Below are 13,943 nucleotides of genomic sequence, written 5' to 3'. Positions count from 1 at the left end.
TATGTTTAAAATAGGCAACTTTACATTAAATTCAAGATTATTATTAGGTACAGGAAAATTTGATAATGAAGAGATACAAACTCAAGCTATTGAAGCAGCAGAAACAGAAGTATTAACTTTTGCAGTGAGACGCATGAATTTATATGACAAAGATTTACCAAATCCATTAGCAAAAGTTGATTTATCGAAATTCATCACATTTCCAAATACTGCAGGGGCTAAGACAGCTAAAGAAGCAGTCCGTATAGCAGAAATTGCTAATCATGCAGGTGTTTGCGACATGATTAAGGTAGAAGTCATTGGTGATGACGAAACATTATTGCCTGACCCATTAGAAACGTATGAAGCGTGTAAAATGTTATTGGAAAAAGGTTATACGGTCTGTCCATATATATCTAATGATGTTGTGTTAGCGAAACGATTAGAAGAGTTAGGTGTTCATGCAATTATGCCGCTTGCTTCTCCTATTGGTACGGGGAGAGGAATCAATAATCCATTAAATTTACGCTATATTATTGAACGCGTCAATGTACCAGTAATCGTAGACGCAGGTATTGGTTCACCTAAGGATGCTTGTCATGCGATGGAATTAGGAGCTGATGGTATTTTACTTAATACGGCGATATCAAGTGCAGCGAATCCTGTGAAAATGGCAGAAGCAATGAATAAAGGGATTAGTGCCGGAAGATTAAGTTATGAAGCAGGAAGAATACCTGTGAAGTATACAGCGCAAGCATCGAGCCCAACTGAAGGCATTGGGTTCTTATGATAGAACGTTACAATCGACAAGTAAGATATCACCAGTTTGGTGAGCACGGTCAAAGACAACTTCAAAAAACTCATGTCATGATTATGGGTGCAGGTGCGCTTGGTAGTCACAGTGCAGAAATGTTAGTAAGGATGGGGGTAGGCTCACTTACTGTAATCGATATGGATATTGTTGAGTTATCCAATTTACATAGACAAGCGTTATATGATGAGTTGGATGCGGAACAGATGCTACCTAAAGTTGAAGCATTAAAGCATAAGTTGAATCAAATCAATAGTAACGTACAAGTGACAACAATAGATAGTGAAATAACAAATTTAAATATTGAAAATCTATTAACGACATATCGACCGGATATTGTTATAGATGGTATGGACCATTTTAAAATAAGATATTTAATCAATGAATCTTGTAACAAGCACAATATACCTTGGATTTATGGCGCTGCAGTTGGTAGTCAAGGTACTGTTTATGGTATCGATGATCAAGGCCCATGTTTGAAATGTCTACTTGAAACAATGCCAAGTACTGGTGAAAGTTGTGCAATAAATGGTGTGCTACCACCAGTAATTTATCAAGTAGCTAGTATGCAAGTTTCCGAGCTAATGAGATGGGCCACTAACGAAGCATTTTCAAAAAAACTTATAACTATGGATTGTTTTAATATGCAATATAAGTCTATGGATATAAGTGCTTTAAAACAAAGTGATTGTAATGTTTGTGAGAAACATGATTATGCATTATTAAATGATAAATATGACACTAAGATAGAGAAGCAATGTGGAGACATGTTCTTGTTACGCTTTAATGCCGACATTTTTAACTATACTGGTTATTTACCTGTGACCGTAAAAAAAACTAATGACTTTGTGAAACTATTGTCCTATGGGCCTCATGAAATCACTCTGTTCAAAGATGGAAGAATGAATGTCTACGGTGTTGAAAATGAGGAGGCAGCGGAGAAAATTTATAGAGAAATTGTAAAGAGCATAAGTTGAATATAAAATAATTTAAAGCACTGACTAGACAATAGGATGATTAACTATTGTTTAGCAGTGTTTTCTATGCTTTTAGGTTATTAATATAGATATTTTGAAAACGCAATTAAAGTTCATAAAAACTTCGAAATGATTTTACGAATTTGTGAACGGCTTGCCCATTCATTGAAACACTATATGTTGTGTTATAAATTGTAATAAGACACAATATATAGAAATGAGGGGATAAAATGAATAAACTTGAACAAGATTTAAAGCATTTAATAACCAAAGATCCTACAGTAGTAAATGAAAATGCCAACAAGGATAGTGCCACATTTTCGACAATGAGAGATTTAACAGCTGGTGTAGTATCTAAATCATATGCGCTGAATTATTTATTACCAGAACATGTTGCAACAGCTCATAAAGAAGGGGACATACATTTTCATGATTTAGATTATCATCCTTTTCAACCGCTTACGAATTGTTGCTTAATAGATGCAGAAAGTATGCTCAAGAATGGTTTTCAAATTGGGAATGCAACTGTGACTTCACCTAAATCAATTCAAACCGCCTCTGCCCAACTTGTACAAATCATTGCCAATGTTTCTAGTAGCCAATATGGAGGGTGTACAATTGATCGTGTTGATGAATTACTGAGCCATTACGTTCAATATAATGAAGCTAAGCATCGAGAATTGGCTGGAAAATTTGTGAAACCACAAGACATAGAAACTTATGTTGATTATCGAGTTTCACAAGATATTGAAGATGCTATAGAAAGTTTAGAATATGAAATCAACACATTGTATACATCAAATGGTCAAACACCTTTCGTAACATTAGGGTTTGGATTAGGAACGGATGCATATAGCCGTAAAATTCAGCAAGCAATCCTTAACACTAGAATCAAAGGTTTGGGTAAAGATCGTATTACTGCGATTTTCCCAAAACTTGTGTTCTCAATTAAAAAAGGTGTGAATTTTAGTTCGAAAGATCCGAATTATGATATAAAACAATTGGCATTAGAATGTTCTACTAAAAGAATGTATCCCGATATTTTGAATTATGATAAAACGGTCGAAATATTAGGTGATTTTAAAGCTCCGATGGGTTGTCGTTCATTTTTACCAGCTTGGAAGAACAAAGATGGACAATTTGAGAATAATGGAAGATGTAATCTAGGTGTTGTGACATTAAATGTGCCTAGAATGGCAATTGAATCTAATGGTGACATTGAAATATTTTGGAAAATATTCCATGAACGAATGGCACTAATGCATGATGCGCTCGTATATCGCATTCAACGCATTTCCGAAGTAACACCTGATAATGCTCCTATTTTATATAAAAATGGTGCATTTAAACATCGTTTAACGGATACAGAAGATATTATGACGTTGTTAAAAGGAAAACGAGCTACTTTATCTATGGGATATATCGGTTTGTATGAAGCCGCTACAGTGTTTTATGGTCCTAATTGGGAAACGCAGTCCATAGCTAAAAAATTTACATTAGATATATTAAAAGCAATGAAAGTTTACCAATTGAAATGGACTGAGCAATATGATGTTTGGTTCAGTATTTATAGCACACCAAGTGAGTCTCTAACTGATCGTTTTTGTAGACTTGATATGGAGAAATATGGTGAAATACCAAACGTCACTGATAAAGGATATTATCAGAATTCATTTCACTATGATGTGAGAAAAGATATTACACCATTTGAGAAAATTGATTTTGAAAAGGATTACCCTTTTTATGCAAGTGGCGGTTATATCCATTACTGTGAATATCCGAAATTAAATCATAATTTAAAAGCATTAGAAGCAGTGTGGGATTATTCATATGATAAGGTAAGTTATTTAGGTACGAATATTCCGATTGATCATTGTAGGGAATGTGACTTTAGAGGTGATTTTAAAACCACAACAACAGGCTATCAATGTCCTGAATGTGGCAATGATGACCCTACTACGGTTGATGTAGTAAAACGTACATGCGGATATCTTGGTAATCCAGTTCAACGCCCTACAATTGAAGGAAGACATAAAGAAATGTGTGCACGAGTGAAACACTTGAAAGACCAAACAACATGACAATATTAGATATTAAAAAAGGACAAGGTTACATTGCCAAAATTGAGTCACAAAGTTTTGTTGATGGAGAAGGTGTCAGATGCAGTTTATATGTCTCAGGGTGTCCATTTGCCTGTGAAAATTGTTATAACAAAGTGGCGCAAAATTTTAGATATGGTGAAAGGTTTAACGATTTAATCTTAGAAGAAATATTAGAAAACTGTGAACCTGACTATATTTCCGGGTTAAGTATCTTAGGAGGAGAACCATTTTGTAATTTAGACATTACATTAAAGTGCGCCCAAGCATTTAGAGAAAAATTTGGCTATTCAAAGACATTATGGGTTTGGACAGGTTTTTTATTTGAATATTTAATGGAAGATAAAGGTGAAAGAAACGAGTTGCTTAATCATATAGATGTGCTTATAGATGGTCCTTTTATAAACCATTTATATCAACCTAACTTACCATATAAAGGTTCTTTGAATCAGCGAATAATTGACGTAAAAGCATCTTTATCACAGGCACAAGTACGTGAACTACAATTAACGTAATTTAATGTAGAAGCAAGGTTGAGATAAATAATCTCATAACTACGACTACCAACTTAACAAAGCAGTTTGTTATTATCATAGCGCAGCTATTAATATAGTAAAGTATATTAAAAACGAAAATATATTGGCTTTCTCACTTATAGGGATGGGACAACACAATCATTTTTGAAAAAAGGTGATTTCTGTCTCGTCCTTTTTAGTGTCCTTTTTAGTGAAAGTCGTTACACGATGAAAGTTGATTTCAAGTGTCAACTTTTCATAAATGGATGCATATCACAAGCGAATTACTATTAATATAAAGTATAATTAACTAAAATAAATATTGATGAAAAATATAAAGTAATTAATTTTTTGACATAGAGAAGGGTGAAAGGAGCAGATTAATCATGTGCACTGGTTTTTCATATTTATCGAAAAGTAACCAAGTGATGTTAGGGCGTACAATGGATTTTGTATATCAATTAAAAGGGAACCCTGCTGTACAACCTCGTCACTTTTATTGGGAATCACGCGTAGCGTATAAAGGTAAAACAAAGTATGGTTTTGTTGGATCGGGTAGTGATATGGAAGGATTCTTATTTGCAGACGGTGTAAATGAACATGGTCTCGGGGCTTCAATACAGTATTTTAGAGGATATGCAACATATGCCACTGATGTACGAGAAGGGTATATGAACATTGCTCAAAGTGAAGTGATTACATGGGTGTTAGGTTACAATCAAAATATTGAAGATTTAATAGAAAATGCTAAATCTGTAAATGTTGTTGCACACACACTTAATGATATAGCTGAAGTTCCTCCATTACATTATCATATTACTGATGATTCAGGTAGAACGATTGAATTAACTTTTAAAGAGGGTAGTATGATTGTAAATGAAAATCCAGTAGGAGTCTTAACTAACAATCCAGATTTAAATTGGCATTATGAAAATTTGAGGAACTATATAAATATTACGCCACAACGTCCTCAAGCAAGCCAACTTATGAATACTATTTTCCCAACTCTAGGAAATGAAGGTGGAACATACGGATTACCCGGTGGATACACTTCAGCCGAACGTTTCGTTCGAATGGCTTACTTAAAAAATAATTTAGAAGAAACAAGTAACGCAGAAGAAGATGTACTCAATGCATTTAAACTTTTAGAAATTGTTAGTATACCCAAGGGCGCAGTTAGAGACGAAGAAGCGGCCCTCCATTATACTTTGTATCAAACAGTCCTAAATTTAACTACACGTACAATGTACATTAAATGGTACGATTCAAATCAGATTACAGAATTACAACTCACAGAAAATTTATTGAATAAAGAAGCATTAACGATATTTGAACCAGTTGCAGGCTTAGTAACAAATCGGTTAAATTAACAAACATTATAAATGACAGAACGCCTTTCAATATAAAATGGAAGGCGTTCTTTTTTTGTGTTATCCCAAAATTTTACTGTGAAGAACCATTTTTTTACTTAATATATAAAGTTACTCCTTCTTCTTATACAAAAAAATATAATTATAGATGGTGTCGATATTATCAAAAAAGGAGAAGTAGACAACTATGAGAGTACTCGCAGAATATATTGCTAGAAGAAACAATAAGTATTCTATTCGGAAATTTACTATTGGAACAGCATCAGTGTTATTAGGATCCGTTCTTTTTATCAATCAAGATAGCGAAGCAGCAGCAGATATGGTAAATGACAAAGAAAGCATTGCAGCACAAAATAACGCTGAAGCGCAAGTTATTTCAGAAGCAAAACAGTTTGATTTAGAGGAAGTTGCAGAAAAGCATTCTAAAGAAACTCAAATTGATGAAAATAATTCAAATGTTGTAAATCAAAAATTATCGAAAAGTAAAGAGACAAATCAAACAACACAAGAAGACGAACAAAACGCTCTTAAAAATGAAGTGAAAGTAGAAGAAGGGCAAAGGCAAAGTGAAATTTCAAATAAAGTAGATGAGTCAACAAACTATAATTTTGAAAAAGAGCAAATAAAGAAGCAAGAAAATAAAATAACTGAACAAAATAAAACAACCATTTCATCACATGAAAAATCTTCTAATACAAATAGGGATAATGATAATTCTATACCTATAGAAGAAAAGCAATCTACAGTAGAGAAGAAAGTGGAAAACGCTAATCAAATTAAAAATAATGGTGTTGAAGAGCAAAAATTTGTTGATGATGGAGAACAAAACAAAGTACCTGTAGTTACACAAAAGATAGAAAGTAACAATGATATCAATCAAAGTAATAGCTTAAATGTAATAGATTTAAATAATGAAACAAAAGAATCGGATAAAAATAAGCCTAAATCACGAGTAGCAAGGAGCTTGAATAGGTTACCTTATAATAGTCGTTTCAGTTATAGACGCTACAGTCAGAGGTTAAATTACGATACTGTACAATCAGGGGATTATATTCTGACAGCCATAAGAGAGGTAGAAAGAAATAGAGACGAATTAACTGAAGAAGAAAGAAAACTATTCATGAGAAATATCATTCGACAAACATCACTTAAGAATAATAAGAGCGTTTATAATAATGTTTTTAGAGGCATTTACTCAGTACTTGGAAATAGAAAAATCAATGCTGCTCAAGCAGATAAAATCAATGAGTTATTATTTAAAATGAAAGATTTAACTTTTAATAGAGACAATAATGATTATCGAGCTGTTTATACATTTACGAATCAATCTGATGTAACTAAAAACCATTTTGGTATCGTAGAAGATGAGATTTTTTATAATGACGGTGAAGTACTAATTGCAACAATGGTTTTGTCGAAAGAAAAAGGTAGAGGTACGTACCGATTTGAGAATTATGGAATAAGACCTAACGCAAGTCTTAGTAAAAAAATTAAAAAAGTTTTCGCTGTATATAATGGTAGACAAAGAGTTTTATTACAACAAGACCATCTTGGATATTATTCATATACTCGACCAGATAGTGGGTCTAATGGAAATCCAAACACTGGAGGCGGTTCTGGAGGTAGTGTTGAATTTGTTATATCATTTGATGCTAGTTACTATATAGATGTTAAAAAAGATAAATTATTTGGATATATACTAAGCGATACATTAGATCCAAATGTCCTTAGAGGAGTCAATATTACCAACCAATCTGTGGATATTGATGATGTAGCAAGAAGAATTAATGGAGCTCTAGTTAAAGCTAAAAAACAAAAGGCAGAAGAAGCTATCCAATCTGCAGAACAAGCACAACAATACGCTGAACAACAGTTAGCAGAAGTAACAGCGGATGGAGCGGTAAGCCCTGCTGAAAAACAGAAAGTTGATGAGGCAATTACCGCTTTGGAAGAAGCAAAACAAATAGCTATAGCTAAACTTGGCACCGTGTTGGAGGGTGCAGCAGGTAAAGAAGATCTTCAAGGTAGGATAGATGGAATACCTACATTGACTTCCCCAGAAGTGAATGATTTAGATAGTAATGGTGTAATAGATACTGTTCAATTGGCTGAAGCTGCTCAAGCTGTACAAGCCGCAGAAGAAGCCAAACGAACTTTAGATCAAAAGTTAGAAGAAGCAACAAGGGATAGTTTAATAAATCCCGATGAACAAGCTACTATTAATCAATTAAATCAAGCATTCAAAGTGGCTAAGAGCGCAGCCAGTAACAAAATTAAAAATGTACCTGATGGAACTAAAGGTAAAAACACCCTTCAAAATAAATTAGATCAAATGAATGAAGTGACAGTTCCTGAAATCAATGACCAAGATAGTAATGGTGTTCTAGACACAGAACAGTTGTCACAAGCAGATCAAGCTGTTCAATCAGCAGAACAAGCGCAACGAGCTGTAACTCAAAAATTGTCAGAAGTGAATTCAGATGGACTAATTACTCCAGATGAAAAAGCTGAAATAGATAGGTTGAATCAAGCATTAGAAACGGCTAAGACAACTGCATCTGAAAAGATAGATAATGTGCCTGAAGGAATGCCAGGTAAATCAGATCTTCAAACAAGGTTAGCGAAAATCACCACAGTTGTATCACCAGAAGTGAATGATCGTGACAGTAATGGTGTACGAGATGATCAGCAAATATCTGAAATAGCACAAGCCTTAATTGCATTAGAAGCAACAAAAATAATAGATGATCAAAAGTTAGCAGCAGTATTATCAGATGGCTTAGTAACTCCAAGTGAAAAAGAAGAAATTGATAAATTAAATAAAGTTCTATCGATGTTAAAAGAGGAACTATTAGAAAAAGTTAATGAATTGCCTGATAGTATGCTAGATAAGGCCCAATTTCAACAAAATATAAATCGAATTACTTCTGTAATATCGCCAGAAGTAAATGATAGAGATAGTAACGGGGTCTTAGATACTGTTCAACTATCAGAAGCAGAAAGAGCAATTATAGCAGCCAAAGAAGCTAAGCGAGCAGCAGATAATAAATTATCTGAGGCTACAGCGGATGGATTGATTAATCCGACTGAAAAAGGCGAGTTAGACCAACTCATTGAAGCGTTAGAAACAGCGAAGACAAATGCATCAGAGAAATTGACTAACGTCCCAAATGGTATGACTGGAAAAGCCGATTTACAAACACGCCTAGAAGGAATCGGAACAGTAACGTCCCCAGAAGTTAACGACCGAGATAGTAATGGAGTGAAAGATACAGTCCAATTATCATATGCGGAACAAACAATTGTGTTAGCTGAAGAAGCTAAGAGAGCGGTAGATAATAAGTTAACAGAAATCACAGGTGATGGCTTAGTGAATCCAAGTGAGAAAGCTGACTTAGACCGATTAATTGAAGTATTAGATAAGGCTAAAGCAGACGCTTCTACCAAATTAAATAATGTACCAGACGGTACAGCTGGTAAAGCTGATTTACAAACACGTCTAGAAGGAATCGGAACAGTAACAGTACCTGAGGTCAATGATCGAGACGGTAATGGAGTTCTAGATACTGTACAACTATCGGAAGCAGAACAAGCAATTGTGTCAGCTGAAGAAGCTAAGAGAGCGGTAGATAATAAGTTATCTGAGGTTATAGCGGATGGATTGATTAATCCGACTGAAAAAGGTGACTTAGATCAACTCATCGAAGCGCTCGAAACAGCGAAGACAAACGCAACAGAGAAATTAAATAATGTACCAGATGGTACAGCTGGAAAAGCCGATTTACAAACACGCTTAGATAGAATCGGAGCAGTGACAGCACCAGAGGTCAACGACCGAGATAGTAACGGAGTTCTAGATACTGTACAACTATCGGAAGCAGAACAAGCAATTGCGTTAGCTGAAGAAGCTAAGCGAGCGGTAGATAATAAGTTGTCTGAAATTACAGGTGATGGATTGATTAATCCGACCGAGAAAGCAGAGTTAGATCGACTCATCGAAGCGTTAGAAACAACTAAGATAAACGCAACAGAGAAATTGATTAACGTACCAGATGGAACAGCTGGAAAAGTCGATTTACAAACACGCCTAGAAGGAATCGGAACAGTAACGTCCCCAGAAGTTAACGACCGAGATAGTAATGGGGTTCTAGATACAGAGCAGTTAACGGATGCGGAACAAGCGATTGCGTTAGCTGAAGAAGCTAAGCGAGCAGCAGATAACAAGTTATCTGAGGTTACAGCGGATGGATTGATTAATCCGACTGAGAAAGCAGAATTAGGTAGATTAATTGAAGTGTTAGATGAGGCTAAAGCAGATGCTTCTACTAAATTAAATAACGTACCAGACGGTACAGTAGGTAAAGATGGGTTACAAACACGTCTAGAAGGAATCGGAACAGTGACAGCACCAGAGGTCAATGACCAAGATAGTAATGGAGTTTTAGATACAGAACAGCTGTCAGAAGCAGAACAAGCAATTGTGTCAGCTGAAGAAGCTAAGAGAGCGGTAGATAATAAGTTGTCAGAAATTACAGAGGATGTATTGATTAATCCGACTGAGAAAGCTGACTTAGACCGATTAATTGAAGCACTCGAATCAGCGAAGTCAAACGCAACAGAGAAATTAAACAACGTACCAAATGGTACAGCTGGTAAAGATGCGCTGGAAACACGCTTAGACCAAATCGGAACAGTAACAGTACCGAAAGTCAACGATCAAGATAGCAATGGCGTCCTAGATACAGAACAACTTGCTGAAGCAAACAAAGCCATCCAAGCAGTGGAACAAGCAAAAGCGAAAGTTGAAGGAAAATTAGCAGAAATTAAAAAAGATGGATTAATTACTCCAAGCGAGAAAGTCAAAGTAGACAAGTTAATTGAAGCGCTCCAAAAGGCTAAGGTATCAGCGATAAACATAATTAAAAAACTACCGAATAGTGATATAGATATAAATGCACTTCAAAACAAATTAGAACAAATTACATTAGTGACACCACCAAAAGTAAATGATAAAGATGGCAATGGCATATTAGATATAGAATCTCCAAATACAAAAGGTCAAAATCATGCTAATGTAAATAAACATTTGGATAAAACTATCAGAAAATTAAACTCACAAAAATCTATGAATAATAATGTGAAAATACAAAATTCAAATGAAAGAGATAATATGCTATTAGATGAAAGCCCTCATATAGGACTTTATAGACATAACTCAGAAGCGCAACAATTAAACGTAATTTCAAGTTATTTACAAATAATGGAAAATGAGACTAATGGAAATTCAGAAAATAATATGAATTCAATAACTCATTTACCTGATGCAGGAGGAGAAAGTAAAGATAGTTGGATTTTTGGAACTTTATTAGGAGCTATAGGTTCAATGATGCTCTTAAGAAAGAGACAAGAAAAAAAGAAAGGAACAGAAAAAATAACTAAAATTTAATAACGACTATCAATATAGTACAAAAAAGAGCCGAGGCATGTTATTTATGCTTCGGCTCTTTGAATTCATAGGTAGCTAAAATATGATTACACTCGTGATTTAAAAATCGTATTGATCATTTTCTTCTTCTAAAAGCTGATTATATAATTTAGAAACACGCAAGGTTGATGTTGCTAAATCATTAATTCTAAATATAATGTCATCATTAACGATAGTGCCATTAGAAAAATCACGTTCTTCGATAAATACATAAGTTTGCATAACGTGGGCTTTCATATAGCTTAAAATTGGTTTTAATTGTGTTTCAGCAATTAAGTAATGCTTCGGAGAACCCGCAGTTGCTATAATACCTACAACTTTATCTCTAAATGCATTAACAGGAAGTAAATCAAATACGTTTTTAAGCGTGCCTGGTATAGATGCTTGGAAGATTGGAAAGCCTATAAAAATAATATCAGCTTGCATTAAAGCAGAAGTTAACTCTAATGTGTCTCCAGAATAATCCAAGTAATTTCGTCCATCGCTAAACGATAAATCTAAATTCTTCAAATCGAATAATTGAATATTAAGTGTATCATCTTGATTTGTTATGGCTTCGTTTAGATATTTTATAGCAGTACTTGTTTTAGATCCAACTGTAGAACCAGATAGTAACACAACGTTTTTCATTTTATACCTCCTATTTGTTTAAATGTTTTTTAACCCCTGGAATAATTTCATTACCAATGAGTTCTATATTTTTCATTATTTTATCGAAAGGTACGCCACCGAAATCAATTTGAGCCATAAATCTCTGATGATTATAAAGTTCATGTTGGTAAAGTATTTTTTCAATGATTTGTTGTGGGCTTCCAACCATTAAGGCATCTCTATAATCTGGCGCATTAGCAAATTGTTGTTTTGGATATCCGGCACCTCTTATAAATGACATACCGACATTAAGGTGAGGGTAATATTCTTTTAACGCTAATTGTGTAGTTTCAGCAGTATAGAATAAACTAGCAGTAGAAACTGGTAACGATTGGGCTGAAGTATCGAAACCATGGTCTTTTGCAGTTAATCGATATTCATCTATTGAATCTTTAAATGTCATTGCAGGCCCACCTAATGTTGTAATCATCATTGGGATACCTTGGCGCCCTGCTTTAATCGCACTTGCTGCAGGTCCGCCAACAGCACGCCAAATTGGTAGTCCATCGTCTATCGGTCTTGGGAATATTTTCATATTATTTAAATCTGGTCTAAATTTACCAGACCAAGTGATTTTATCAGTCTTATTCAACTCTAATAGTAAATTTAATTTTTCTTCGTATAACTCATCATAATTATTTAAATCTAAACCAAATAAATCAAAGATACCTGTACGAGAAGCTCTACCTGCTACTATTTCTGCTCGTCCATGTGATATAAGGTCTAATGTTGCAAAATCTTCAAATATTCTAACTGGATCTGCTGCGCTTATAATTGAAGAAGAACTAGATATTTTAATTTTATTAGTTGCTTGGGCAATAGCACCTAATACAACTGTATGTGCTTGTGTAGTAAAGTGCTCTTGGTGACTTTCCCCAACACCGAATACGTCTATACCTGCTTGTTCTGCTAATTGACTTGCCTCGATTAATTCTTGTATGCGCTGTTCATAACTTACCTTTTCACCGTTATGGGGGTTGAGTAGGTGGTCTCCCAGTGAATAAAGTCCAAATTCTAATGGAGTATTTTCATTCATTTTTAAAATAGCCATATATCATCATCCTTTATAAATCGTGTAATTGTGATTCAATTTGAGTACGTTGATCTTCCATAAAATCTGGTAAATTGAGTTGTTTTCCCAAATTCTCAATAGCTGTGTCTACTGTGAAACCAGGGGATTCAGTTGCAAATTCATACATAATACTATTGTGTCGGTAGTATAATGATTTGAAAAAGTAACGATCAATCATACCACTATTATTTCCAGGGTTTTGATTAACTGTTGCTAAAATAGCTTCTAAATTTGAATCTTTGGGTGTATTTACAGCTATGTGGTGCACATAACCTTGACCAGGTCTAGCACGTTGACCTTGTTGTTCGACAATCACAAAGTCTGAGTATAAGCCATTTTCATCCAAGGTCATAACTGTTTCATTTGTAGCTTGTCTTGGAGTATAATGCAGTTCATGCTGTAAAAAATCAATGGTTTTTTGAGTATCGCGTAATCGAAATTCGACAGGTCCCATACCTAAAATTTGATGTTCAGTAGGAATATCTGAGTACGGGTTTTTGCGCCATGATTTTGGTAGATTATATTGATTGTTAGTAATTAATATAATCTCTAAATCATCTGGATCTTTAAATAACAAGGCTTGTTGGTTTAAATATGTCATATTTATTGTATCTATATTGTTATCTTCTAATCGAGATTGAAAATAAGTTAACGATGTTTTATCAGGGACTAATAAGCCTATACGATGAATAGAATTTGTACCAGGACGATTTTTCCCTAGATTAGGTATCTCAAAAAAGCTAAGCAATGTTCCGGCAGAACCGATTTCATCTCCAAAAAATAGATGGTACATCATAGGGTTATCTTGGTTTACAGATTTTTCTACTAAACGTAATCCTAAAATTTGAGTATAAAAATCTTTATTTATTTGTGCATCTTTTGTATACATTGAAATGTGATGATGGCCAATGATATTCATATAGCGCCCCCCTGTAGAATTGATAGTTACTATTGTATTAATTATTACCAGTTTACAGTATATAT

General features: G+C 34.3%; 9 protein-coding genes. 6 read left to right on the top strand and 3 right to left on the bottom strand.

Translation table 11 applies throughout. From position 1 onward, the window contains the following. Position 1 precedes the first annotated feature (1 nt). From D9V42_RS02985 to D9V42_RS02960, 6 genes are all read left to right on the top strand, one after another. Positions 2 to 769: a thiazole synthase gene (locus D9V42_RS02985; RefSeq protein ID WP_107555315.1), complete on the top strand. Its 768-nt coding sequence runs from the start codon at positions 2 to 4 to the stop codon at positions 767 to 769. Continuing rightward, a complete protein-coding gene (locus D9V42_RS02980) occupies positions 769 to 1,767 on the top strand; it encodes a ThiF family adenylyltransferase (protein ID WP_208639066.1) in 999 nt (332 codons plus the stop codon). Before D9V42_RS02985 ends, D9V42_RS02980 begins: the two co-directional genes overlap by 1 nt. Before the next feature lie 230 nt (positions 1,768 to 1,997). Then, complete coding sequence (gene nrdD / locus D9V42_RS02975; RefSeq protein WP_122062998.1) at positions 1,998 to 3,848, top strand: anaerobic ribonucleoside-triphosphate reductase; 1,851 nt, start codon at positions 1,998 to 2,000, stop codon at positions 3,846 to 3,848. Then, on the top strand, positions 3,845 to 4,381 hold the full coding sequence (nrdG, locus tag D9V42_RS02970; RefSeq protein WP_107555318.1) for an anaerobic ribonucleoside-triphosphate reductase activating protein: 537 nt from the start codon (positions 3,845 to 3,847) through the stop codon (positions 4,379 to 4,381). Before nrdD ends, nrdG begins: the two co-directional genes overlap by 4 nt. 386 nt (positions 4,382 to 4,767) lie before the next feature. Further along, the gene (locus tag D9V42_RS02965; protein ID WP_107555319.1) at positions 4,768 to 5,751 is read left to right on the top strand and encodes a choloylglycine hydrolase family protein; all 984 of its coding nucleotides are present in this window, start codon (positions 4,768 to 4,770) and stop codon (positions 5,749 to 5,751) included. Positions 5,752 to 5,938: 187 nt separating this feature from the next. After that, positions 5,939 to 11,197, top strand: a complete 5,259-nt coding sequence (locus D9V42_RS02960) for a GA-like domain-containing protein (protein WP_122062996.1) — start codon at positions 5,939 to 5,941, stop codon at positions 11,195 to 11,197. Positions 11,198 to 11,296: 99 nt separating this feature from the next. On the opposite strand, the gene D9V42_RS02955 is transcribed toward D9V42_RS02960, so the two are convergent. The 3 genes from D9V42_RS02955 to D9V42_RS02945 are packed head-to-tail and all read right to left on the bottom strand — an operon-like array spanning position 11,297 to position 13,878. Continuing rightward, positions 11,297 to 11,866 carry an NADPH-dependent FMN reductase gene (locus tag D9V42_RS02955; RefSeq protein WP_107531305.1) on the bottom strand — a complete coding sequence of 190 codons (570 nt, stop codon included), beginning with the start codon at positions 11,864 to 11,866 and terminating at the stop codon, positions 11,297 to 11,299. Positions 11,867 to 11,876: 10 nt separating this feature from the next. Continuing rightward, positions 11,877 to 12,938, bottom strand: coding sequence for an LLM class flavin-dependent oxidoreductase (locus D9V42_RS02950; protein ID WP_122062994.1), 1,062 nt, complete (start codon positions 12,936 to 12,938; stop codon positions 11,877 to 11,879). A gap of 13 nt (positions 12,939 to 12,951) precedes the next feature. Further along, positions 12,952 to 13,878, bottom strand: a complete 927-nt coding sequence (locus tag D9V42_RS02945; protein WP_122062992.1) for a VOC family protein — start codon at positions 13,876 to 13,878, stop codon at positions 12,952 to 12,954. Positions 13,879 to 13,943 lie beyond the last annotated feature (65 nt).

The organism is Staphylococcus pseudoxylosus, from assembly GCF_003697915.1.
GTDB classification, from domain to species: domain Bacteria; phylum Bacillota; class Bacilli; order Staphylococcales; family Staphylococcaceae; genus Staphylococcus; species Staphylococcus pseudoxylosus.
The sequence above is the reverse complement of the archived record's forward strand: the minus strand, read 5'-3'. Positions and strand labels throughout refer to the sequence as shown.